The sequence below is a fragment of the gamma proteobacterium SS-5 genome (assembly GCA_009497875.2).
GTDB classification, from domain to species: domain Bacteria; phylum Pseudomonadota; class Gammaproteobacteria; order Chromatiales; family Chromatiaceae; genus Magnetovirga; species Magnetovirga frankeli.
The window spans coordinates 3,533,838-3,555,907 of sequence record CP032508.2 but is presented as its reverse complement, the minus strand read 5'-3'; the positions used below and the strand labels follow the sequence as shown (position 1 = coordinate 3,555,907).

22 protein-coding genes and 1 other RNA gene are annotated in these 22,070 nt (G+C 63.3%); 10 read left to right on the top strand and 13 right to left on the bottom strand.

Annotated features, from left to right (window positions below; genetic code table 11):
* Window positions 1–185: 185 nt before the first annotated feature.
* On the top strand, window positions 186–1,787 hold the full coding sequence (locus tag D5125_04555) for an ATP-binding protein (GenBank protein QFY91055.1): 1,602 nt from the start codon (window positions 186–188) through the stop codon (window positions 1,785–1,787).
* A gap of 196 nt (window positions 1,788–1,983) precedes the next feature.
* A complete protein-coding gene (locus D5125_04550; protein QFY88804.1) occupies window positions 1,984–2,583 on the top strand; it encodes a methyltransferase domain-containing protein in 600 nt (199 codons plus the stop codon).
* A gap of 251 nt (window positions 2,584–2,834) precedes the next feature.
* Here the strand turns inward: D5125_04550 and D5125_04545 are convergent, their stop codons facing one another.
* From D5125_04545 to D5125_04525, 5 genes are read right to left on the bottom strand one after another with little or no spacing between them, the layout of a single operon-like run.
* Window positions 2,835–3,770: a MoxR family ATPase gene (locus tag D5125_04545; GenBank protein ID QFY88803.1), complete on the bottom strand. Its 936-nt coding sequence runs from the start codon at window positions 3,768–3,770 to the stop codon at window positions 2,835–2,837.
* Window positions 3,771–3,772: 2 nt separating this feature from the next.
* On the bottom strand, window positions 3,773–4,990 hold the full coding sequence (locus D5125_04540; protein ID QFY88802.1) for a UbiH/UbiF/VisC/COQ6 family ubiquinone biosynthesis hydroxylase: 1,218 nt from the start codon (window positions 4,988–4,990) through the stop codon (window positions 3,773–3,775).
* 38 nt (window positions 4,991–5,028) lie between these two features.
* The gene (gene ubiH, locus D5125_04535) at window positions 5,029–6,216 is read right to left on the bottom strand and encodes a 2-octaprenyl-6-methoxyphenyl hydroxylase (GenBank protein ID QFY88801.1); all 1,188 of its coding nucleotides are present in this window, start codon (window positions 6,214–6,216) and stop codon (window positions 5,029–5,031) included.
* An 11-nt stretch (window positions 6,217–6,227) separates the two neighbouring features.
* Entirely contained in the window at window positions 6,228–7,547 is a 1,320-nt protein-coding gene (locus tag D5125_04530; GenBank protein QFY88800.1) for an aminopeptidase P N-terminal domain-containing protein, read from the bottom strand.
* Window positions 7,548–7,555: 8 nt separating this feature from the next.
* The gene (locus tag D5125_04525) at window positions 7,556–8,122 is read right to left on the bottom strand and encodes a UPF0149 family protein (protein ID QFY88799.1); all 567 of its coding nucleotides are present in this window, start codon (window positions 8,120–8,122) and stop codon (window positions 7,556–7,558) included.
* Window positions 8,123–8,338: 216 nt separating this feature from the next.
* Between D5125_04525 and D5125_04520 the strand changes: the two genes are divergently transcribed.
* The 4 genes from D5125_04520 (at window position 8,339) to D5125_04505 (ending at window position 9,780) form a co-directional block, all read left to right on the top strand.
* Window positions 8,339–8,572: a TIGR02449 family protein gene (locus D5125_04520; protein QFY88798.1), complete on the top strand. Its 234-nt coding sequence runs from the start codon at window positions 8,339–8,341 to the stop codon at window positions 8,570–8,572.
* Entirely contained in the window at window positions 8,569–8,874 is a 306-nt protein-coding gene (locus D5125_04515; protein QFY88797.1) for a cell division protein ZapA, read from the top strand. The genes D5125_04520 and D5125_04515 overlap by 4 nt, the downstream gene beginning before the upstream one ends.
* Before the next feature lie 27 nt (window positions 8,875–8,901).
* Window positions 8,902–9,086, top strand: a non-coding RNA gene (gene ssrS / locus D5125_04510) — 6S RNA.
* 34 nt (window positions 9,087–9,120) lie between these two features.
* Window positions 9,121–9,780, top strand: a complete 660-nt coding sequence (locus D5125_04505; GenBank protein QFY88796.1) for a 5-formyltetrahydrofolate cyclo-ligase — start codon at window positions 9,121–9,123, stop codon at window positions 9,778–9,780.
* A gap of 304 nt (window positions 9,781–10,084) precedes the next feature.
* Here the strand turns inward: D5125_04505 and rsfS are convergent, their stop codons facing one another.
* The 7 genes from rsfS to D5125_04470 all read right to left on the bottom strand — a co-directional run bounded on the left by rsfS (window position 10,085) and on the right by D5125_04470 (window position 16,686).
* Complete coding sequence (gene rsfS / locus D5125_04500; GenBank protein ID QFY88795.1) at window positions 10,085–10,441, bottom strand: ribosome silencing factor; 357 nt, start codon at window positions 10,439–10,441, stop codon at window positions 10,085–10,087.
* Window positions 10,442–10,468: 27 nt separating this feature from the next.
* Entirely contained in the window at window positions 10,469–11,113 is a 645-nt protein-coding gene (gene nadD / locus D5125_04495; protein ID QFY88794.1) for a nicotinate-nucleotide adenylyltransferase, read from the bottom strand.
* Between the two features lie 82 nt (window positions 11,114–11,195).
* Complete coding sequence (locus D5125_04490) at window positions 11,196–11,402, bottom strand: type II toxin-antitoxin system HicA family toxin (protein QFY88793.1); 207 nt, start codon at window positions 11,400–11,402, stop codon at window positions 11,196–11,198.
* Complete coding sequence (locus D5125_04485) at window positions 11,399–11,602, bottom strand: type II toxin-antitoxin system HicB family antitoxin (protein QFY88792.1); 204 nt, start codon at window positions 11,600–11,602, stop codon at window positions 11,399–11,401. Before D5125_04485 ends, D5125_04490 begins: the two co-directional genes overlap by 4 nt.
* Window positions 11,603–11,699: 97 nt before the next feature.
* Window positions 11,700–12,968, bottom strand: coding sequence for a glutamate-5-semialdehyde dehydrogenase (locus D5125_04480; protein ID QFY88791.2), 1,269 nt, complete (start codon window positions 12,966–12,968; stop codon window positions 11,700–11,702).
* Window positions 12,969–13,011: 43 nt separating this feature from the next.
* The gene (locus D5125_04475) at window positions 13,012–15,456 is read right to left on the bottom strand and encodes a glycogen/starch/alpha-glucan phosphorylase (protein ID QFY91054.1); all 2,445 of its coding nucleotides are present in this window, start codon (window positions 15,454–15,456) and stop codon (window positions 13,012–13,014) included.
* Between the two features lie 120 nt (window positions 15,457–15,576).
* Window positions 15,577–16,686 carry a PilT/PilU family type 4a pilus ATPase gene (locus D5125_04470; GenBank protein ID QFY88790.1) on the bottom strand — a complete coding sequence of 370 codons (1,110 nt, stop codon included), beginning with the start codon at window positions 16,684–16,686 and terminating at the stop codon, window positions 15,577–15,579.
* 267 nt (window positions 16,687–16,953) lie between these two features.
* On the opposite strand from D5125_04470, the gene D5125_04465 reads away from it, so the two are divergent.
* Both D5125_04465 and D5125_04460 read left to right on the top strand, forming a co-directional pair.
* On the top strand, window positions 16,954–17,505 hold the full coding sequence (locus D5125_04465) for a zinc ribbon-containing protein (protein QFY88789.1): 552 nt from the start codon (window positions 16,954–16,956) through the stop codon (window positions 17,503–17,505).
* 18 nt (window positions 17,506–17,523) lie between these two features.
* The gene (locus D5125_04460; protein ID QFY88788.1) at window positions 17,524–18,120 is read left to right on the top strand and encodes an isochorismatase family protein; all 597 of its coding nucleotides are present in this window, start codon (window positions 17,524–17,526) and stop codon (window positions 18,118–18,120) included.
* Window positions 18,121–18,217: 97 nt separating this feature from the next.
* Here the strand turns inward: D5125_04460 and D5125_04455 are convergent, their stop codons facing one another.
* On the bottom strand, window positions 18,218–18,841 hold the full coding sequence (locus D5125_04455) for an NAD(P)H-dependent oxidoreductase (protein ID QFY88787.1): 624 nt from the start codon (window positions 18,839–18,841) through the stop codon (window positions 18,218–18,220).
* Between the two features lie 191 nt (window positions 18,842–19,032).
* Here D5125_04455 and D5125_04450 point away from each other — a divergent pair, with 191 nt between their 5' ends.
* Window positions 19,033–20,490, top strand: coding sequence for a YdiU family protein (locus D5125_04450; GenBank protein QFY88786.1), 1,458 nt, complete (start codon window positions 19,033–19,035; stop codon window positions 20,488–20,490).
* A gap of 309 nt (window positions 20,491–20,799) precedes the next feature.
* Complete coding sequence (locus tag D5125_04445) at window positions 20,800–21,846, top strand: porin (GenBank protein ID QFY88785.1); 1,047 nt, start codon at window positions 20,800–20,802, stop codon at window positions 21,844–21,846.
* Window positions 21,847–22,070 lie beyond the last annotated feature (224 nt).

The following is a 22,070-nucleotide window of genomic DNA, read 5'->3' as shown; positions in this document are numbered from 1 at the left end:
TCGGAGCTCCCAGGATGCGTTGCAACGGCAAGGGTGTTTCACAGCAAGTCCAGACATAGCCGATCCATAGCGCCATAACCCATAGGGCGGCCCCTGGCCGCCGTGCCGCTGCAAGAGGGGCTTGCCCCAGCTGAATCGACCCAACGGCGGGCGCGGCCCGCCCTATGCGGTGCTATGATTGGGCCATGAAACGCAAAAAACTCCCTACCGGCATCTACACCTTCGCCAAGATCCGTGGCGAGGACTATTACTATGTGGACAAAACCCCCTTTGCCCTGCAGTTGATCGAAGAGGGCAGCTATTACTTCCTATCCCGCCCACGCCGCTTTGGCAAATCCCTTTTTCTCGATACCCTGGCCGAGCTGTTTCAGGCCAATGAGCCGCTGTTTCGCGGTCTCTATGCCCATGAGCACTGGGATTGGGGCATCAAGTATCCCGTTATTCGCCTGAGCTTTGGCGGTGGCCTGATGCGCGATCGGGCGCAGCTAGAGGCCAAGTTCCGCGAATTGCTCGATATCAACCAGGCCAAGCTGGGCATCACCTGCCGCCAACCCACCGCTCCGGGCTGTTTTGCCGAGCTGATCCAGAGCGCCGAGCAAAAATACGGCCAGCGCGTGGTCATTCTGGTGGACGAATACGACAAGCCCATCGTCGATAACCTGACCCAACCCGAGCTGGCCCGCGAGATGCGCGATGGTCTGCGTAACCTCTATTCAGTGATCAAGGACAACGACGCCCAGATCAAATTCGCCTTCATCACCGGCGTGTCCAAGTTCAGCAAGGTGAGCATCTTCTCCGGCCTGAACAATCTGGAAGACATCACCCTGAATGTCGGCTATTCGGCGATCTGCGGTTATACGGAAGATGACCTGGATGAGGTATTCGCCCCCGAGCTGGAAGGCCTGGATCGGCAGCAAATTCGCGATTGGTACAATGGCTACAACTGGACCGGCGAGGCGGTGTATAACCCCTACGACCTGCTGCTGTTGTTCGATAGCCACCTTTTCCGTTGCTACTGGTTTGAAACCGGCACGCCGACCTTTTTGATCGATGTGATGACTGGCCGGGGTGTCTTCAGCCCAAATCTGGAGTCCCTGAGCGGTGACGAGGATCTGCTGGGTTCGTTCGATATCGATCACATCAGCACCGAGGCCCTGCTCTGGCAGACCGGCTACCTGACCATCCAGGGTCAGCGCCATACGGGTGCCCGTATCGACTACCAGCTCGGCTACCCCAATCTGGAGGTGCGCAGCGCCCTGAACAACTCCCTGACCAAGGCGCTGATGGGTGATCCCAGCCAGGCCAGCCGGGGCATGAGCCGCCTCTACGACAGCCTGATGAGCGGCGACTTCGAGCGACTACACCAGCACTTCCACAGCCTCTACGCCAGCATCCCCCACGACTGGTACCGCAACAACCCCATCACCCAATACGAAGGCTACTGGGCCAGCGTCTTCTACAGCCACTTCGCCGCCCTGGGGCTGGATATTCGCCTGGAGGATGCCACCAACCAAGGCCGGCTGGATATGGCCGTTTTGTTCAATCAACAGGTTTATCTGTTCGAGTTCAAAGTGGTCGAGCTGGTGCCGGAGGGCAAGGCGCTGGGGCAGCTGAAGATCAAGAACTATGCCGAGAAGTACCAAGCCCTCAATCAGCCGATTCACCTTATCGGCATCGAGTTCAGCAAGGAGCAGCGTAATCTGATTGCCTTTGAGGTGGAAACCCTGGGCCAAGGAAGGGCAGATGGCCCATACGCATGGGGCGGCCCGCTGCCGGAATCGGAGTAGGTGCTGGCCGCCAGATCACCGCGTGCCTGCCGCTCGCGGAAGGTCTTCAGCGCAGGCACCTTCTTGGCGATGGCGGTGATAAAAAGCGGGTTCATCGACACATTCTGCTGCCTTTCTTGTCTCCGTCGCCCCTGGCGGGGTAGGCTTTGCCGCCTTAGGCCCTGCAACCTGGGCCGCTGATCAGACCGAGGTAATGATGAAATCCGAGTACCCCATAGACCCCCAGCGCCAGACCCAGTGGGAACAACGCTATCGGCAGGGTAGCACCGGCTGGGACCAGGGCGGCCCCAGTACCGCCCTGGACCATTGGCTGGAGTCCATGCCGCCGGGACGGGTGCTGGTGCCCGGCTGTGGTCATGGCCATGAGATTGGCGTGCTGGCGCAGGCCGGGCATGAGGTCACCGCGGTGGATATTGCGCCAACCCCGCTGGCGCGGCTGAGGCAGGCCCTGGCCGAGTCCGGTTTGCAGGCCGAGGTGGTGCAGGCCGATCTGCTGCATTGGGAACCGGCCGGGCGGTTTGATTTCATCTATGAGCAGACCTGTCTGTGCGCCCTGGCCCCGGAGCATTGGGCGGACTATGCCCAGCGCCTGCATCGCTGGCTCAGGCCCGGCGGTCGGCTCTATGCCCTGTTCATGCAGACGGGGCAGGAGGTTGGGCCGCCCTTTCACTGCGATTTGGGGCAGATGCGGCGGTTGTTCGCTGGCCCGGCCTGGCGTTGGCCCACGGCTGAGGCCCTGGAGCTGCACCGCGCCAACGGCAACTGTGAATTGGGTTATGCGCTGGAAGCAGTTTGATGGCGGCTGGTCGGAGTGCTCGCTTCGGCTTCGCTCAGTGAACGATTTTCCTGATTACCCACAAATCTCAGCCCATCGAATAGGGCGGCCCGTGGCCGCCGAGCAACCACGGGGCAGGCTTCGTGGCCGTGGCTTGGCGGCGGGCACGGCCCGCCCTATGCCGCACGGCAAAGTCGGCCTCCCGGCCCAGGACGTGCACGGCCAGCCAAGCCGAGATCATGGCTGAGATACAGGGGTAATCAGGGCGATTTTTATAGCGGTGGGGTTAGCTGGTGCAGCAATTGCTCCACCCGCATCTCGGCGCTTGGGCCGCCGAAGCGGGCTTGGCTGTCCAGGCCCAGGCGGTGGGCGATGACCGGGATTGCCAGCGCCTGCACCTGGTCGGGGCTGACGAAATCATGCCCTTGCAGCAGGGCCAGGGCCTGGGCTGTCTTCATCAGCGCCAGGGAGGCGCGGATGCCGGCACCCAGGGTTACGCCCTCCAAGGTGCGGGTGCGCCTGACCAGCTCGGCGATGTAGCGGCGCACCGGTTCGCTGACCTCGATCTGCTGGCTGAGCTGGCGCAGTTGCAGGATCTGCGCGGGACTGACCACCGGTTGCAATGCGTCCAGCGGCTGGCCCTGGCGCTGTTGTTCCAGTAATTCCACCTCTTGCTCCAGGCTGGGGTAGCCGAGGGCGAAACGCAGGGCGAAGCGGTCCATCTGCGCCTCCGGCAGGGGGTAGGTGCCGTGGAATTCCACCGGATTCTGGGTGGCGATGACGCAGAACAGCCCATCCAGTGGCCGTGCCTGGCCCTCGACGCTGACCTGACCCTCGGCCATGGCCTCCAGCAGGGCCGATTGGGTGCGCGGCGAGGCGCGGTTGATCTCGTCGGCCAGCAGGATCTGGCTGAAGATGGGGCCGGGGCGGAAGTGAAACTGCCGGTTGGATGGGTCATACACGGATACGCCGAGGATATCCGAGGGCAGCAGGTCCGGGGTGAACTGGATGCGGCAGAACTCGGCGTCGATGGAACGTGCCAGGGCCTTGGCCAGGGTGGTCTTGCCGGTACCGGGTACGTCCTCCAGCAGGATATGGCCACCGCTGATCAGGCCCACCAGCAGGCGCTCGCAGGCTGCTTGCTGGCCCTGGAGCACCCCACCCAGGTTGCTTTGCAGCGCCTTCAGGCTGTCGTATGGCTGCGCCATGATCAGTCCAGCGGCCGCTGGCTCAGGGGAGGCAGCTCGCCCTCCAGGCCGAGGGCGCGGCGCATCAGGGCCTGGTTGATGGGACGCGCCCCGTCGGCCAGCCTCAGGCCCAGGCCGCGGGCCAGGCCGAGCAGGGGATTGCGGTTAGTGAACAGGCGCTTGAGGCCGTCCATGGCCAGCTGCATGGCCAGGTTGTCGCCCTTGCGCATGCGCTCGTAGCGGCGCAGATCGCGCAGGTGGCCGGGGGCGCGACCGGCGGCGCGGCCCTCCAGCAGGGCTTGGGTCAGGGCGGCGGCATCGAGAAACCCCAGATTGACCCCTTGCCCCGCCAGCGGGTGGATGGCGTGGGCGGCATCACCCACCAGAGCCAGGCCTTCGCGTACATAGGGCAGGGCATGTTGCAGGCGCAGTGGGAAGACGGCGCGCGGTCCCACCGCAATGATCTGGCCCAGACGGGCCTGGCTGGCCTGGGTCAGTTGGCGCAGGAACTCGGTCTCATCCAGCCTGAGTAGCCGTTGCGCCTGGTCCGGGCTGGTGCTCCAGACAATGGAGCAGCGGCCATCGTCGAGGGGTAGCAAGGCCAGCGGGCCGGTCGGCAGGAACCGCTGCCAGGCAGTGTGCTGGTGATCCCCCGCTGGGCTGACGGTGGCCACCAGGGCGTGCTGGTTGTAGGCCCAGCCGTGTACCTCTATGTCGGCCATCTGGCGCAGGGGCGAGTCACGGCCATCGGCAGCGACGATCAGCCCGGCCTGGATCCGCTGGCCCTTCTCCAGGCTCAGGCAGCGCCCTTGCCGATCCAGCCCGCATACGCGATTGGGACAGAACAGCCTGACCCCCTCCAGTGTTTCCAGCTGTTGCCAGAGGGCCAGCCGGGTGACCCGGTTTTCGACGATGTGGCCCAGGTTGTCCTCGCCGATCTCGGCGCAGTCGAAGCGGATGGCGGCGTTGCTGCCGGCATCCCACACCGCCATGCGCCGGTAGGGGCTGACGCGCATCCGCTGCATGGTGGGCCAGGCAGCCAGATTGCGCAATAGGTTCTCCGAGGCACGGGTGAGGGCGGAGACACGCAGGTCGATCTCTGCGGCGGGCCAGTGCCGCTGTGGCTCGCGGCCCTCGATCAGGGCCAGGCGAAAGCCCTCGCGCCCCAGGGCGCAGGCCAGCGCCGCGCCGACCATGCCGCCACCGACGATGGCTACATCAAACTTCTGTTCATCTGTCATCTGTACTCAGCCCTCAGCCTTCAGCCCTCTGTCCTCTGTTATCTGAATCCCATCGCCCGCCGCGCCAGGGCCTGCTTTAGCGGCGGCAACAAATCCAGCGCCAGCAGGCCCAGGTTGCGGCCCAGTTTCAGCGGCGGCAGGGGGCTTGTGAACAGGCGCGCCAGCAGGTCGGTGAACAGGCCGGTGGCCTGCTGGTCGGTATCCCGTTGCCGGGCGTAGCGGTCGAGCAGGGTCGGGCTGCCGGGGTCGATCCCCTGGCTGCGGCCGCTGCTCAGTATTTCGGCCAGCACGGCGCAATCGCGCAGGCCCAGGTTGAAGCCTTGACCGGCGATGGGGTGCAGGGCGTGGGCCGCGTTGCCCAGCAGTACCACCCGCTGGCGGTAGTGCTGGCGCACCTGCATCAGGCGCAGGGGATAGGCGGCGCGCTGGCCCAGACTGTGCAGGCGACCCAGGCGCTGGCCGAAGCGTTGTTGCAGGCGGGCGAGAAAGGCGGCGTCGTCCAGCCCCAGCAGTTCATCGCGTTGCGCGTCCCAGCAGGTCCAGACCAGGCCGCAGCGGTTGCCCGGCATGGGCAGCAGGGCCAGGGGGCCGCTGTCGGTGAAGCGCTCAAAGGCCTGGCCCTGGTGGGGCCTGCCGGGGGTGAGGTTGGCCACCAGGGCATGTTGGCCATAGCGCCAGTGCCGGGTGGGTATGTCCAGTTGGCGGCGGATGGGTGAGTCCGCCCCATCGGCGGCCACCAGCAGCTTGGCACCGAGGCCCAGTTGTTGGCCCTGCTGGTCGATCCGCAGGCGCACCTGATCGGCCTCTTGCGTGAAGCCCCGCAGCCGCGCCGGGCAGAGCAGGCGCAGGTTCGGGGCCTGGCTCAGCCGACGGTTGAGGGCCGCGCCTATGTCGCGGGCCAGGGCTACCTGGCCGAGAAAGGGTACGCGCTGCGCAGCGCTATCCAGCCGGGCGATGCCGAAGTGGCCCCGGTCGGAGACATGGATGCGGTGGATAGGCTCGGCCAGGGGGGCCAGTTCGGTCCAGATCCCCAGGCGCTGCAGGATGCGCACCGAGCCCAGGGCGAGGGCGATGGCGCGGTCGTCGTAGCTGGGTCGCTGTTCGCTTTGCAGGGATACGGCCTCGATCAGCGCCGTGCTCAGTCCCGCCTGGCTCAGGGCCAGGGCCAGGCTGGCCCCGTTCATGCCGCCGCCGACGATGGCGATATCGATAGGGTCTGTGTGCATGGGTTCTGTTTCTATGCCTTCAGTACCTGGCCTTGCGCCATCCAGGACTCGATCTCATCCACCTGCTTGGGTGCCTCCTGGCTGAGTATCTGATGGCCTTCGGCCGTGACCAGTACATCGTCTTCGATGCGGATGCCGATGCCGCGCCAGCGCTTGTCCACTTTTTTGTCGTCGGCATCTATATACAGCGCCGGTTCCACCGTCAGCACCATGCCGGCCTCCAGACAACGCCAGTCGTCGCCCTGCTGATAGCTGCCCAGGTCATGCACGTCCAGCCCCAGCCAGTGGCCGGTGCGGTGCATGAAAAAGCGCTTGTGGCCGCCGCGCTTGAGCTGGCGGCTGGCCGGGCCCTTGAGCAGGCCCAGCTTGACCAGGCCGCGGCAGAGTACCTGCACCGCAGCCTCATGGGGGGCGTTGCAGGGGTTACCTGGGCGGACCTGCTCGATGGCGGCCTGCTGCGCCTGCAACACCAGCTCATACAGCGCCCGCTGCTCCGGACTGAAGCGGCCATTGACCGGGAAGGTGCGGGTGATATCGGCGGCATAGCCCTGGTATTCGCCACCGGCGTCCACCAGCACCAGATCGCCTGCCCGCAGGGGGCAGTCGTTATCGGTGTAGTGCAGGATGCAGGCGTTGGCACCACCGGCGACTATGGCCGGATAGGCCTGGCGGCGGGCACCCTGCTGCTGGCATTCATGCTCGAAGCGGGCCGCCAGCTGATATTCCATCATGCCGGGCCGCAGCCAGCGCATCAGCTGGGCATGGGCCTGGGCGGAGATGCTGGCCGCCTGGCGCATGAGTTCGATCTCCGCCGGGCTTTTGATCAGGCGCATCTCATGCAGCGGCAGGTCCAGGTTGTGCAGGGATTCCGGCACCTGGGCACCGCCCCGGCCCTTGCCCTGCAACCGGCGAATGCCCTGCGGCAATAGCCGATCCAGCAATGCATGGCTGCCGATGGCGTAGTACAGCCGACGACGGCCTTCCAACAGCTGCGGCAGGCGTTGTTCAAATTCCTCTATGGCAAATACCTGATCCGCCCCGCTCAGCTTGCGCGCCCCCTCCAGCCCGGCGCGCAGGCCGTTCCAGCGTTCCAGCTTGGGGTCGCGCTCACGACAGAAGAGGATGAAGTTGGGCCGCTTGCCGGTGAGCAACAGGGCAATGGCCTCGGGCTCGGTAAAACCGGTGAGGTAGAAGAAATCGCTGTCCGGCCGAAACGGGTGTTCGACATCGTTGTTGCGTAACCGGGTCGGCGCGGTGGGGATGATGGCCAAGGCCTGTTTGCCCAGCTGTTGCAGCAGGCGACGGCGGCGGCTGGCGTATTCCTTGTGCATCGGGGGCTTCACGGGTTTACGCCTCCCTCGGCCGACTGCGTCAGTTCCAGAAAGATCAACAGCACAATGACGCGGGTGAACTCGACCAGCTGCATCAGCTGCTGCTCCGTCTGCTCGTCCGGGGTGGGGATGTCCGTGGCCAGGCGGGTGATGTCCACCAGGTCGCTCAGGCCCTCGCGGGCATCGGCGCTGAGGGCATCCAGGTCACAGCCGGACAGGCCCAGGCCGTAACTGAAGCCCTGACACCAGCCCACCAGCTCGGCGGCGCGCACGCCCAGGGGTTGTTCGATACCGGGCAGCAGCAGGTCGAAGGTCAGCTCCTCGCTGCCCAGCTCGGCCAGGGTCTGGCGGTACAGCCCGGCCAGCTGTTCGGCCAGGGTCTTGTGGCTCAGATTGGCCAGGTCCAGGCCATCGGGGAGCAATTCCGTCAGCCACGCTTGTTGCGCATCGGCGCTGTTGCCGCAGAGCAGGCCACAGAGCACGCCATGTACCTCGCCTGCACCCAGCGGCAGGGACAGGTCGTGCAGGCCCTGTTGCAGCCGGGCGTGGCTGGCCGGGGTGTCGGCGCTGTGCATGGCTATTCACCTTGTCAGAAAATCGGATTCGGCCCGTGCCGGGCCTTACCTGAGTCGAACATCAAGGCAGGGGGGCCTGGCGCAAGGTCATCCCTGCAATTTGGGCTACTTTCGCAGGCGGTAGATGCTACCATGGACAGGCATTCCAGGGTTTGGCCTATAATTACCCCGTTTCTCTCATTGACCCTCTAACAGGCTATCTCTAATATCTCCGCCATGGACACTACCAATACCTCCACATCGGCCGATAACGACCTGCTCAAGCTGGAGCAGCGCGTGGATGAACTGATCTCCACCTGCACCCAGCTGGGCGAAGAAAACCGCTCGCTCAAGGCCCAGCAGGAAAAGCTGGTGGCCGAGCGTGCCGCCTTGATCGAAAAGACCGAGCTGGCCCGCAGCCGGGTAGAGGCCATGATTACCCGCCTCAAGGCACTGGAGTCCGGCTCGTGAGTGAACTGGTCAACGTCAAGATCCTCGACAAGGACTACCGCGTCAGCTGCGATGCCGAGGGCCGCGAGGACCTGCAACGGGCCGCCCGCTACCTGGATCAGCAGATGCGTGACATCCGCTCCAGCGGCAACATCATCGGCGTTGAGCGCATCGCCATCATGGCCGCGCTGAACATCGCCCATGAATACCTGCAACAGGACTGTGAAAGCTCCGGCCGACGCAGCGAGATGGACAACCGCCTGCGCCATATCCAGCAGAAGATCGAAATTGCCCTGAATCAGAATTCCCAGCTGGAACTTTGATGACAATAGGGTTAAGGTAACACCTAGGCGCTCCTGCCGCTCTCGTGTTTCGATGGGGTATTTTCTTGAGCCTTACAGTGTACCCTGGGGGCACAATACCGATGCCGTTGTGCATGTCCGCTTCATAGCGGAAAGCCTGAAGCCTCGGTGCCGCTCCCACTTGAACCCAACGGTTCAGGAACGAAGTCGATAACGGCCCTGGTGGGAGCGCCTTTTTCATCCCCCTTTTTCGTCCCCTCCCCGCGCATGCAGCCAGATATCGCCAGTCCCTCGCTGCGCCAGGCCCTGCGCCAGAAACGCCGCGCCCTTGATCCCCGCCAGCAGCGCCAGCACAGCCAAGCTGTCTGCCGACACTTACTGCGCCTGCCCTGGCTGCTGCAGGCCCGCCACATCGGCCTCTACCTGGGCACCGATGGCGAGGTGGACCTGCGCCCCTTGCAGCAGGCCCTGCGCCATCGCCCGCAAAAACTCTACCTGCCGGTGCTGCGTCCGGGCCAGACGCAGCGGCTCTGGTTTGCCCCCTACCGGCCGGGTGATTGCCTGCGGCCCAACCGTTTCGGCATTGCCGAGCCCATTACCCGATACCGGCCACCCTTGAATCTGCGTCGGCTGGACCTGGTGCTGATGCCCCTGGTGGGCTTTGATGATCGGCTCCACCGGCTGGGCATGGGCGGTGGCTACTATGACCGCAGCTTTGCCTTTCTGCGCCGGGGCCGCTGGCACCGGCCGCGCCTGCTGGGCGTGGCCCACGAATGCCAGCGCCTGACCCGCTTGCAGCCTAAGCCCTGGGATCTGGCCATGGATGCCCTGGTCACCGAGCGGGGGCTGTATCTGCCGGAACCAAAAAAAGGACCACATTGGGCGGTCCCTGGTCGCCGCGTCATCGGGGCCAGGTTGTTTACTTGAACCTAAAAAGAGTATTTCGCCACAGAGCCACAGAGTACCGAAGCATACAGATATGAGATGAGGTTTTCTTCTCAGTTGCCTGTCATTTCAGGATTTTGATCTCAATAAAGCCGCTCAGGCGGGGCTGACCGGGAAAAATCCCGGCAAAATCGGCAGAATAGGCTTTAATTAGGGCGTGGGGAGGCATTGGCCTCCAAGGCGGACAGGCGCTGAATCCTGAGAGAGTTGCTTATGTGCATTGACCCCTTCGCCCTGGGTGAAGGGGTTTTTTTATGCGTCCCAGGGAGATACCAGGCCGGACAACCTATGGGGCCGGGCGCTCCTGGCGATGGGCCAGGCTGGGCTCCTTCCACAGCCGTTCCAGCTGATAGAAATCTCGCACCTTGGGCAGCATCAGATGCACCACCAGGCTGTTCAGATCCACCAAGGCCCACTCCCCCTCGCTCAGGCCCTCCATGCCCAGCGGGGTCTCACCGGCCTGTTTGGCCTGAAAGGCGACGGTCTCGGCCAGGGCCTTGACGTGGCGGTCTGAGGTGCCCGAGGCCACCACCATGATGTCGGTGATACTGGTCTTGCCGCGCACGTCTATCACCTCGATATCACGCGCCTTCATGTCTTCCAGGGCCTTCACCACCAGCACTTTGAGTTCTTCTGTCTGCATCATCAATCCTGTGTTCTCTAATGGCTGTCATCTTAACCCAGTTGTGTCGGAATAGAGGCCCTCGGATTGAATGAATTGTCTGACCGGCTCGGGCAGCAGGTAAGCAAGGCCGCGCCCTTGATGCGCACGCTGGCGCAGGTCGGTGGCGGAGATGGCCAGCTGGGTTACCGGCTGCAGGTAGATGCGCCCGCCGGGGCCGGTCAGCTCGGCAGGGGCCTGGCGCAAACGCTGGGTAACGAACTCGGCCAGCTCGCCCTGCTGCGGCAGTTGGTAGCCGGGCCGGGTCATCAGCAGCAGATGGCAGAGATCGGCAACCTGTTGCGGCTCACGCCAGCTGAGGAAGTCATTGAAGGCATCGGTGCCCAGCAGCAGGCCCAGCGGGGTGTCTGTGCCCAGCTGCTGGCGCAGGTGGCCCAGGGTATCGAGCATGTAGGAAGCGCCGCCGCGTTGCAGCTCGCTGGCATCGGCGACAAAGCCGGGCCGGTCGGCGATGGCCAGCTGCACCATCTGCAGACGCTGCGTGGGGCTGGCCTGCGGCTGGGGCCGGTGCACCGCCTGGTTCAAGGGCAGAAAACGCACCTGCTCCAGGCCCAGGGCCTCCTGCACGTCCAGCGCCGTGCGCAGATGGCCGAAGTGGATGGGGTCGAAGGTGCCGCCAAGAATGCCGATCATGGTCAGCCGTCAGCGGCCAGCGGCCAGCTATCAGCCCGCCAGATTTTTTTGGGCACTTTGTTCAAGGCTTCACGGACAATGTCTATAGCTCCTGCTCAGTGATGCCAGCAAGCTGCATCAAATGCCGTTGTAGGCCAAGCTTCAGTGGCGTATTGCTATGGACGGGCACAGAGATGCGTGTGTTTTCCCCGGCTTTGGCGAATATGTGGTGGCTGCCATTTACCCGCCTCAATTCCCAGCCTTTGAGTTCAAGTAGCCGACACAGTCTTTTGCCACTAACGGTCTTCAAACAGCAATCTCCATCACCCGGTCATGCTCTGATACGGCGATGTCCTGAATATCTACAGAAAGACAGCCCTCAACCGCCTCATAGATATTCCCCAATAACTCATCAAAGGTATCACCCTGAGTGACACAGCCGGGTATGGAAGGCACTTCCGCCCAGTAACCGCCCTCTTCCGCTTGATGTATCACAACCTTCAACTTCATTCCCGCCCCTCAATTTTGCACTATTCGGCGATGACCTGTTTTGAGCCCAGATAATCCATTGGAAAATCCAGCTGGCCGCTGAAGGCTGGCAGCTGGCCTACTGCCGCACATGCCCATCACCCAGGACGATGAACTTCACCGAGGTAAGGCCCTCCAGGCCCACCGGGCCGCGGGCGTGGAACTTGTCGGTGGAGATGCCGATTTCCGCCCCCAGGCCATATTCGAAACCGTCGGCGAAGCGGGTGGAGGCGTTGACCATCACCGAGCTGGAATCGACCTCGCGCAGGAAGCGCCGCGCCCGGCTGAAATTCTCGGTGACGATGCTGTCGGTGTGCTGGGAGCTGTGGCGGTTGATGTGTTCTATGGCCTGATCCAGGTCCTTGACCACCTTGATCGACAGGATCGGCGCCAGGTATTCCGTATCCCAATCCTCTGCCGTGGCCGGGATGGCATCCGCCAGCAGATTGCAGGTGGCGGGGCAGCCGCGCAGCTCAACGCCCTTTTCCCGGTACAGGGCCGCCAGCTGCGGCAGTATCCGCTCGGCGATTGCCTCGGCCACCAGCAGGGTTTCCAGGGTGTTGCAGGTGCCAAAGCGCTGGGTCTTGGCGTTGAAGGCCACCAGCAGGGCCTTGTCGCGGTCGGCCTGATCGTCGATATAGACGTGGCAGATGCCGTCCAGGTGTTTGATCACCGGCACCCGCGCGCCCTGGCTGATGCGCTCGATCAGGCCCTTGCCACCACGGGGGATAATGACGTCGATGAACTCGGGCAGGGCGATCATTAGGTCCACCGCCGCGCGGTCGGTGGTCTGCAATACCTGCACCGCATCCGTCGGCAGCCCGGCCTGCTGCAGGCCGCGCTGGATGCAGGCGGCTATGGCCTGATTGGAGTGAAAGGCCTCGGAACCGCCGCGCAGCACCGTGGCGTTGCCGGATTTAAGGCAAAGGGCTGCGGCATCGGCGGTGACGTTGGGCCGTGACTCGTAGATGATGCCCACCACCCCCAGGGGCACGCGCATGCGTCCCACCTGGATGCCGCTGGGGCGGTAGTTGAGATCGAAGATCTCGCCGATGGGATCGGCCAGGGCGGCGATCTGGCGCAGGCCCTCGATCATGCCATCGATGCGCGGCGGGGTCAGGCTCAGGCGATCCAGCAGTGCCTCGCTCAGGCCCTTGGCGGCACCGGCGTCCAGGTCTTTTTGGTTCTCCGCCATCAGCTCGGCGCGGTGGGCATCGAGATCGGCGGCCATGGCCAGCAGGGCGCGGTCCTTGTCGGCGGTGGCGGCGGCGGCCAGTTGGCGCGAGGCGGCGCGGGCGCGCTGGCCCAGTTCATTCATGTAGCTATCGATGTCGGTGATGCTGTTCATTGTGATGTAGGTTTCCTTTCGGCCCAGGCCAAAGGGGCGGTGTTCATTTCATCTCCATGGTCAGAGGGGCCATGGGGTTGAGTTGCCAGATGTCCCGATTGTATTCCTGCATGGTGCGGTCGGTGGAGAAGAAGCCGCTGCAGGCGGTGTTGAGGATGCTGCTCTGCGCCCAGCGTTCGCTCCAGTTAAAGTGCTCCGAGGCGCGTTGCTGGGCGTCGATGTAGCTGCTGAAGTCGGCGGCCACCAGCCAGGGATCTTGCGGGCTGCGAATGGATTGGGCAATGGCGTCGAACAGGCCCGGCTCGAACTGGTTGAAATGACCGCTCTCCAGCAGGCTCATGACCCGGCTCAGGCGGTTGTCGCCCTGGATGAAGTGCTCCGGGTTGTAGTGCGGACGCAGGTCCTGCACCTGTTGGGCGCTATGCCCGAAGAGGAAGAAGTGCTCCTCGCCCACGGCATCGCGGATCTCGATATTGGCCCCGTCCAGGGTGCCTATGGTCAGGGCCCCGTTCATCATGAACTTCATGTTGCCGGTACCCGAGGCCTCCTTGCCGGCGGTGGAGATCTGCTCGGACAGGTCGGTGCCTGGGGCGATGATCTCCATGGCCGTGACCCGGTAGTTGGGCAGGAAGGCCACCTGTAACAGTTCGCGTACCTGACGGTCGCGGTTGACCACCCGGGCGACGTTGTTGATCAGCTTGATGATCTGCTTGGCGCGGGCGTAGCCGGGCGCGGCCTTGCCGCCGAACAGCACGCAGCGCGGCGTCCAGTTTTCCGTATCGCCCTGCTTGATGCGGTCGTACAGATGCAGCACATGCAGCAGATTGAGCAGTTGGCGCTTGTATTCGTGCATGCGCTTGACCTGCACATCGAACAGGGCGTCGGGGTCAAACTTGACGCCGCAATCGCGCCAGATGGTGTTGGACAGGCGTACCTTGTTTTCCCGTCTCACCGCCATCCAGCGCTGTTGAAAGGCGTGGTCGCTGGCCTGCTGGCGCAGCCCCTTGAGGTCATCCAGCTGATAGGCCCAGCTCTCGCCGATGGTCTCGTTGAGCAGCTGGGTCAGGCCGGGGTTGCAGGCGATCATCCAGCGTCTTTGGGTGACGCCGTTGGTCTTGTTGTTGAATTTCTCCGGCCAGATCTCATAGAAATCACGGAACAGGCCCTGCTTGAGCAACTCCGAGTGCAGCGCCGCCACGCCGTTGACCGAGAAGCTGCCGACTATGGCCAGATGGGCCATGCGTACCTGCTTGACCGGGCCTTCCTCGATGATCGATAGGCGTCCCAGGCGCTGGGTGTCCATCGGCCAGCGCGCCGAGACCTCGCTGAGAAAGCGGGCGTTGATCTCGTAGATCACCTCCAGCAGACGCGGCAGCAGCTGCTTGAACAGGGGCACCGACCAGCGCTCCAGGGCCTCGGGCAGCAGGGTGTGGTTGGTGTAGGCCATGGTCTGGCTGGTGATCTCCCAGGCGTCGTCCCAATCCAGCCGCTCTATGTCCACCAGCAGGCGCATCAGCTCGGCCACGGCGATGGTCGGGTGGGTGTCGTTGAGCTGAAAGCAGTTCTTGCTGGAAAACTCGCTGAAGTCCTTGTGCGCCCGCTTCCAGCCGCGGATCACGTCCTTGAGGCTGGCGGAGGCGAGGAAATACTGCTGGCGCAGGCGCAGGGCCTTGCCGTTTTCGCTGGCGTCGTTGGGGTAGAGCACCATGGAGATATGCTCCGCCTGGTTCTTGGCCTCCACTGCGTCGGCGTAGTCGCCGGCGTTAAATTCGTCCAGGTCGAACTCGTCGGTGGCCGCCGCCTTCCACAGGCGCAGGGTGTTGACCGTGCCGTTGCGGTAGCCGGGCACCGGGTTGTCGAAGGGCACGGCGAGCACGTCGTGGGTATCCACCCAGCGGGCGTGGTGCTTGCCCTCGGGGTCAACGAAATGCTCGGTGCGGCCACCGAAGTGGATGCGCTGGGCGTATTCCGGCCGCTCCAGCTCCCAGGGGTTGCCGTCGCGCAGCCAGTGGTCCGGCTCCTCCAGCTGATAGCCGTCCTCGATCACCTGACGAAACATGCCGTATTCGTAACGGATGCCGTAGCCGGTGACCGGCAGTTGCAGGGTGGCGCAGCTGTCCAGAAAACAGGCCGCCAGGCGGCCCAGGCCGCCGTTGCCCAGACCGGCGTCGTGTTCCATCTCCACCAGGTCTTCCATCACTATGCCCAGCTCCTCCAGGCCATCCTTGACGTCGGCCTCCACGTCCAGGTTGAGCATGGCGTTGCGCAGGGCGCGGCCCATGAGAAACTCCATGGACAGGTAATAGGTGCGCTTGCAGTTGCCCTCGTCGTAGGCGTAGCGGGTGTTTTTCCAGCGCTCCATCAGGCGGTCGCGCAGGGTCTGCGCCAGAGCCTTGTAGTAATAGTGGTTGGAGCAGCAGCGGCGGTCGCGGCCCAGGGTGTGGGTGAAGTAGTGGCGAAAGTCCTGGATCAGGCTGTCGCTGTCCATGCCCAGGGGGTCCAGGTCGGTAAGCTGGTTGTGGCTGTCCGCCTCGCACATTTCGCTGATGCTGTTAAGCTCGTGGGTGTTTTTCATGCCGGGGTTTCCCTGGTTGCTGGTGGCGATGGGTTATTCATTCGGGTGCATGATGAGCTCATCCTCGCTCACGGCGCTGTTGCCGCCCTCGTTGAGGCGGATCTTGAGCGACAGGTTGTTGCGCGAGTCGGCGTTTTTCAGCGCCTCGTCCAGGCTGATCTGTTGGTTGGTGTACAGCTCGAACAGGGCCTGATCGAAGGTCTGCATGCCGCGCTGGCCGCCCTGCTCCATGGCCTCCTTGATGCCGTGGATCTCGCCCTTCTGGATCAGCTCGCTGATGTAGGAGGTCAGCAGCAGCACCTCCACCGCCGGTACCCGCTTCTTGTCCAGCCCGCGTACCAGACGCTGGGACACCACCCCCTTGAGGTTCAGCGACAGATCCAGCAGCAGCTGGTGATGGGCGGTCTCGGGGAAGAAGTTGATGATGCGATCCAGCGCCTGGTTGGCGTTGTTGGCGTGCAGGGTGGATAGGCACAGGTGACCGGTCTCGGCATAGGCCATGGCGTGTTCCATGGATCTGCGGTCGCGGATTTCACCGATCAGGATCACGTCCGGGGCCTCGCGCATGGCGTTTTTCAGGGCGATCTCGTAGGACTTGGAGTCAAAGCCGATCTCACGCTGGTTGACGATGGATTTCTTGTGCCGGTGCAGGAACTCCACCGGGTCCTCCAGGGTGAGGATGTGGCCGCACTCGTTGGAGTTGCGGTAGTCGATCATGGAGGCCAGCGAGGTGGACTTGCCTGAGCCGGTGGAGCCCACCACCAGGATCAGGCCGCGCCGCTCCATGATCAGGTCCTTGAGAATGGGCGGCAGGTTGAGGGCCTCGATGGAGGGGATGTCGCCCTTGATGTAGCGGATCACCATGGCCACATCGCCGCGCTGGCGGAAGACATTGACGCGGAAGCGGCCCAGGCCCTCGACGCTGATGGCCAGGTTGCACTCCATCTCCGCCTCGAACTCCTTCAGCTGCTTGTCGCTCATGATGGAATAGGCCAGCTTGCGCACCACCCCCACCGCCAGCTTGGTCTCACCCACAGGCACCGTCTTGCCTTCGGCCTTGATATGTACCTGGGTGCCGGTGGAGAAAAAGATATCCGAGGCGTTTTTCTGCACCATCAACTTGAGATAAGGCGTAATGTCCATCAGATTGTCTCGCTTGGTGAAACGTGAAATAGTCGGTGTACTTGGCGGCCTGGTCCGGTGAATGGCTTGGGTTGACACCCAGATGCCGCCAACTCCCCCGCCGGGGAAACAAGGGCACAATCATACAACGATTTCCGGCCGGGATTCAGGTCCAGATTGATCTGAATCCAGGTCATTGGACTTTTCCGCCCACTGGGCCAAACTTGCGTCAGGAGCAGCGGCCAGCAAAGGGCGCTGGCCAATAACCCACAGACACCGAGGCAGAGCATGAACGAGAATTCTAACCACGAGCAAAAGAAAGACGGTCTTGACCGCCTCAGCCAGGCCTACGAGCGTATGCTCGGTCTGGTGCATGAGGGCGTGGAGCGGTTTGAGCAGGACGGCCTGCCGCACCTGCGGGAGCGCCTGGACCAGGCACGGGAGAAGATGGTGGAGCTGGGCGAGCTGAGCCGGGAGGAGGCGGACCGGCTCTCCACCTACCTGCAACGCGACCTGGAGGACGCGGGCAAGTTTCTGGCCGATACCGGCGAGGAATTTCGCACCTGGCTGAGCATAGACGCCAGCCTGATCGAGGCGCGTATGCTGCACATGCTCGCCTCGGTGGCGGATCAGACCAGCCTGCAACTCAAGCAATGGGCGGAGCGGGCACGCCTGGCCCCATACAAGACCGGCGAGATCACAGGCCCCGGCGTACTCCAGTGCAAGGCCTGTGGCGAGGAGGTCCACTTCCACAAGGTAGGCCGCATCCCGCCCTGTCCCAAGTGCCACGGCAGTGAGTTTCAGAGGACAGAAGACAGAGGGCAGAGGACAGAGGACTGAAGACGGAGGGTTGAGAATATGTCAGAGGCAAGATCAGAAAAAGGCCTCGGCCTGTGCCGGGCCGAGCGGTCGCAGTTGCTGGTGGTGGATATCCAGGAGCGCCTGTGCGCGGCTATGCCCACCGATTGCCTGGCCCAGCTGGGCAGCAACATCGAGCGCCTGAGCAGGGCGGCCCAGGCCCTGCAGGTCCCCATTTACGCCAGCGAGCAGTATCCCAAGGGGCTTGGCCCCACCCTGGGGCAGATCCGCGCCCTGCTCCCGGCGCAACAGAGCTACTTCAGTAAGACCAGTTTTTCCTGTTGCGCCCAGGCCGGTTTCGGCGAATGGCTGGCCCCGCCGCGGCAGCGGCCCCAGGTGGTGCTGGTCGGCATGGAGGCCCACATCTGCATACTGCAAACCGCCATCGGCCTGCTGGACTGGGGCTATCAGGTATTCCTGGTGGCCGACGCCCTCTGCTCACGCAATCCGCACCACAAGTCCAATGCCCTGGCACGCCTGACCCAGGCCGGGGCGATTGTCAGCAATACCGAATCTGTGGTGTTTGAATGGCTGGCCGATGCCAGCAACGCCCAGTTCCGCAGTCTCTCCCGGATGTTTCGTGGCGGCCCTGACTGAGTCAGATTGGTGGGTCAGATGGGAGCATTGCCCACTTGTCTCACCTCGATCAGCCAGCGGCTGGAATCGCGGGCAAGCCCGCTCCCACTGGGCCTGCTTAAAGGTACTCCACCACCTGCTCCCGGCTCAGGCGCAGACGCGGCGACTGCTCACCGGCGCGATAGCCCAGGGCCAGCAGGGCAGCGATCTGGTACAGATCGGTATCCAGCCCCAGCGCCTGTTCCACAGCGGTCTTCTCGAAGCCCTCCATCGGGCAGCTATCTATGCCCACCGCAGCGGCTGCGGTCATCAGGTTGCCCAAGGCGATATAGCACTGCTTCGAGGCCCAGGCGTGATAGCTCATAAAGGGCTCCACCTCGGCATGCATGTGGTTGCGGTAGCGCTCCAGATAGGCCGCCTCCGCCTCGGCGCTGAGCTGGCGGCGGTTGAACAGGGCGCGCACGTAATCGGTATCCGGCCGCACCGCCTCGGGCTTGGTGACAATGGCCACCAGATCGCTGCAATCGGTAATCTGCGCCTGGTTCCAGCAGGCCGGACGCAGGCGCTGGCGCATGGCCGTATCACGAATCACCAAAAATCGCCAAGGCTCCATGCCAAAGGACGAGGGCGACAGGCGGGCGCACTCCATGATCTCCTCCAGCTCGGCGCGGGGGATCTGCCGCTCGGGGTCAAACTGCTTGCAGGCATGGCGAAATTCAAGGGCTTTGAGTACCGGATTCATCGGGGTCTCCTGAGTGGTTCGGGGTTTCACGGGGCCACTCTACTATAGGCGCTCAGCCCTCCTCACCAAAATCCCCTTGCCCTCTGGGCGATCTATTGGGGCACCCCAAACCCTGGCCAGGCCCGCCCCACTGCCGGATTCCGCAACCAGCACAAGGATTTGCCCCGGCCCGGCGGTGATAGATTGGCACCATGAACTTCATCAACAGCTATCAGGCCCTGGGTCCGGCCTTCTATCAGCGCATCGACCCCGAGCCGGTGCGGGCACCCCGATTATTTCTCTGGAATCAGGAGCTGGCCGAGGCCCTGGGCCTGGCCGATGAACTGCTCAACGACCCGCAGCGGCTCGCCCAGGTCTTCTCCGGCAACCGCCTGCTGCCCGGCTCCGAACCCATCGCCCTGGCCTATGCCGGTCATCAATTCGGCCACTTCGTGCCCCAGCTGGGGGATGGCCGCGCCCACCTGCTGGGCGACCTGCGCGATGGCTCCGGCCGCTGGCTCGACCTGCAGCTCAAGGGCTCCGGGCGCACCGCCTTCTCCCGCAATGGCGATGGCCGCTGCGCCCTGGGGCCGGCCCTGCGCGAGTTCATCATGAGCCAGGCCCTGCAGGCCCTGGAGGTGCCCAGCAGCCAGAGCCTGGCCGTGGTGCAAAGCGGCGAAACGGTCTGGCGCGAGGGTGCCGAGCCCGGTGCCCTGGTGACCCGGGTGGCGGCCAGCCATCTGCGCGTGGGCAGCTTTGAATTCTTCGCCCGGCGGGGCCAGTTCGAGCAGGTGCGGACCCTGGCCGACTACGCCATCCAGCGCCATTACCCGGAGTTGGCCGAGGCCGGGCCGCAGCGCTTTATCGCCCTGCTGGAGCAGGTAATACAGCGCCAGGTGGAGCTGGTGGTGGACTGGCTGCGGGTGGGTTTTATCCACGGTGTCATGAACACCGACAACACGGCTATCTCCGGTGAGACCATAGACTTCGGCCCCTGCGCCATGCTCGGCGTCTATGACCCGGCCTGCGTGTTCAGTTCTATAGATAGGCAGGGCCGTTACGCCTTCGGTAACCAGCCCGGCATCGCCCAATGGAACATGGCGCGGCTGGCCGAATGCCTGCTGCCGCTGATCGACCCCGACCCGGAGCGCGCCCTGGCCCAGGCGCTGCCCCTGATCGAGGCCATGGCCCCGGCCCTAGACCAGGCCCGGCAGCGCATGATGGCGGCCAAGCTGGGGCTGGAGCCCAGCCGAACCGAGGACAAGGACCTGGCCGAGGCGCTGCTGCAACGGATGCAGCAGGGGCGGATGGACTACACCCAAACCTTCGACCGCCTCACCTGCTGCCTGGAACAGCCGGAGCGGCAAGACCTGGAGCGCCAGCTAAACCAGGAACTGGCCGACTGGTATCCCCGCTGGCGGCAACGCCAGCAACAGGCAGACCCCGGCGCAACCCGGCGCATCATGCGCCGCAACAACCCCAGGGTGATCCCCCGCAATCATCACATGGAAGCGGTGATCCAGGCCTGTGTCGAACAGGGCGATGCCGCCCCCGCCGAGGCCTTCCTCCAGGTACTGCGCTCCCCCTACCAGCAACTGCCCGCCACCGCCGCTTATCAGGACGCCCCGGCCGACGGCGACCAAGGCTATCAGACCTTCTGCGGCACCTAGCCCGGCACAGCCGAAACCAGCCGTAGGAAGGCACACGCCTGTAGGAGCGGCCCATGGCCGCGAACAGGCCAAGGGGCGCGGAACGACACATCAGCCCATCCCGGCCCCCTGGTCGCGCCGCAACAAAAGCGCAGGCGCAACAGCTGGGCTTGCATCACACTTGGGAATCCGTTACATTTGCGCAACAAAATCTGGTGCCGCAACTTTTTTCACACAAACGCGAAAAAGATGTTGCAAAAAAGGAATTCCCTGCTAGTATGCAACCTGCATGTAGCAAATTTCTCTCAAACAACTTACTTGGAGTTGAACATGAACAAAAAGATTCTCTCTCTGGCCGTCGCCGCCGCCATGACCTCAGGTGTCGCCCTGGCCCAGGACATCACCATCTACGGTCAGATGCACGCCTCTCTGGACTACGTTGATAGCGATGCCACCGTTGACGGCAATGACTGGGCAACTGGCAACCATGCTGGTGCTCGCGCCAGCCGCCTCGGCGTCAAGGGTTCCGAAGACCTGGGTAACGGCCTGAAGGCTATCTTCAAGATCGAAAGCGCCGTGGGCGGAAATGTCGGTAGCCGCAACACCTACGTCGGCCTGTCTGGCGACTGGGGTACCATGCTGATGGGTCGTCACGACACCCCCTACAAGATCTCCAGCGGCTCCCTGGACCTGTTTGGCGATACCCTGGCCGATGCCACCATCGTTATCGGTGAAAATCTGGATGCTAACCGCTTTGATGAGCGTGTTCCCCAGACCGTTGCCTACATCTCACCCAATATGAACGGCCTGACCGTTGCCGCTGCTTGGGTTCAGCATCTGGTTGATGAGCCGGTTGTATTCGGCAATACCCTGGAGACCAATGCCGTCAGCCTGGCCGCCATGTACTCCAACGGACCTCTGTTCGCTTCTTTGGCCTATGAAGACCATGAAAATGCAGCCAATGGTGGTATCGTTGGTGCAGATAATGCCGATGCCTGGAAACTGGGCCTGGGCTACAAGGCCAACGGCTTCTCTGTCGGCCTGATCTACGAAGAAATCGATGATGCAGCCAACGCGCGTGATGCAGAAAACATGATCGTCAATGCCAGCTACGCTATGGGCAATAACGTGTTCAAAGTACAGTTTGGTAACCACGATGACGAAGCCCTGGCTGAAGATTTTGACTACTGGGCCATCGGCATGGATCACAACCTGAGCAAGCGTACCAAGGTCTATGCCCTGTACACCGATCTTGACAATGAAGCCAATGCTGGCGGTAACCTATGGTGTGCCGATTCAGCAGGTGTGAATAGCCAGTGTCGTGGCAATGGTAACGATCACTCCGGCTTCTCCTTCGGTATGGTTCACAAGTTCTAATCTGAACTTATACCTGTAAGAGAAAAAAACGGGGCCTTCGGGTCCCGTTTTTTTATGTCCGTTTGATCCCTCCCAAGCCAAGCCCGAGAAGGCCCCATCAGGCCATCGGGATACCCTGCCCGGGATCGGCGATCCCAGGGGGTGTTCTCGTTTTTGATTCCTCTCACTGTCAATCCGGGAACTCCGAGCCCTGAAATGCCGAATTGGCGCTCGGAGGTGCAACG

Excerpts from the sequence above, each read along its gene's own strand:
- D5125_04555 (QFY91055.1), top strand. The coding sequence starts at position 186 with ATGAAACGCAAAAAACTCCCTACCGGCATCTACACCTTCGCCAAGATC.
- D5125_04550 (QFY88804.1), top strand. The coding sequence starts at position 1,984 with ATGAAATCCGAGTACCCCATAGACCCCCAGCGCCAGACCCAGTGGGAA.
- D5125_04545 (QFY88803.1), bottom strand. The coding sequence starts at position 3,770 with ATGGCGCAGCCATACGACAGCCTGAAGGCGCTGCAAAGCAACCTGGGT.
- D5125_04540 (QFY88802.1), bottom strand. The coding sequence starts at position 4,990 with ATGACAGATGAACAGAAGTTTGATGTAGCCATCGTCGGTGGCGGCATG.
- ubiH (QFY88801.1), bottom strand. The coding sequence starts at position 6,216 with ATGCACACAGACCCTATCGATATCGCCATCGTCGGCGGCGGCATGAAC.
- D5125_04530 (QFY88800.1), bottom strand. The coding sequence starts at position 7,547 with ATGCACAAGGAATACGCCAGCCGCCGCCGTCGCCTGCTGCAACAGCTG.
- D5125_04525 (QFY88799.1), bottom strand. The coding sequence starts at position 8,122 with ATGCACAGCGCCGACACCCCGGCCAGCCACGCCCGGCTGCAACAGGGC.
- D5125_04520 (QFY88798.1), top strand. The coding sequence starts at position 8,339 with ATGGACACTACCAATACCTCCACATCGGCCGATAACGACCTGCTCAAG.
- D5125_04505 (QFY88796.1), top strand. The coding sequence starts at position 9,121 with ATGCAGCCAGATATCGCCAGTCCCTCGCTGCGCCAGGCCCTGCGCCAG.
- rsfS (QFY88795.1), bottom strand. The coding sequence starts at position 10,441 with ATGCAGACAGAAGAACTCAAAGTGCTGGTGGTGAAGGCCCTGGAAGAC.
- nadD (QFY88794.1), bottom strand. The coding sequence starts at position 11,113 with ATGATCGGCATTCTTGGCGGCACCTTCGACCCCATCCACTTCGGCCAT.
- D5125_04485 (QFY88792.1), bottom strand. The coding sequence starts at position 11,602 with ATGAAGTTGAAGGTTGTGATACATCAAGCGGAAGAGGGCGGTTACTGG.
- D5125_04480 (QFY88791.2), bottom strand. The coding sequence starts at position 12,968 with ATGAACAGCATCACCGACATCGATAGCTACATGAATGAACTGGGCCAG.
- D5125_04475 (QFY91054.1), bottom strand. The coding sequence starts at position 15,456 with ATGGACAGCGACAGCCTGATCCAGGACTTTCGCCACTACTTCACCCAC.
- D5125_04470 (QFY88790.1), bottom strand. The coding sequence starts at position 16,686 with ATGGACATTACGCCTTATCTCAAGTTGATGGTGCAGAAAAACGCCTCG.
- D5125_04465 (QFY88789.1), top strand. The coding sequence starts at position 16,954 with ATGAACGAGAATTCTAACCACGAGCAAAAGAAAGACGGTCTTGACCGC.
- D5125_04460 (QFY88788.1), top strand. The coding sequence starts at position 17,524 with ATGTCAGAGGCAAGATCAGAAAAAGGCCTCGGCCTGTGCCGGGCCGAG.
- D5125_04455 (QFY88787.1), bottom strand. The coding sequence starts at position 18,841 with ATGAATCCGGTACTCAAAGCCCTTGAATTTCGCCATGCCTGCAAGCAG.
- D5125_04450 (QFY88786.1), top strand. The coding sequence starts at position 19,033 with ATGAACTTCATCAACAGCTATCAGGCCCTGGGTCCGGCCTTCTATCAG.
- D5125_04445 (QFY88785.1), top strand. The coding sequence starts at position 20,800 with ATGAACAAAAAGATTCTCTCTCTGGCCGTCGCCGCCGCCATGACCTCA.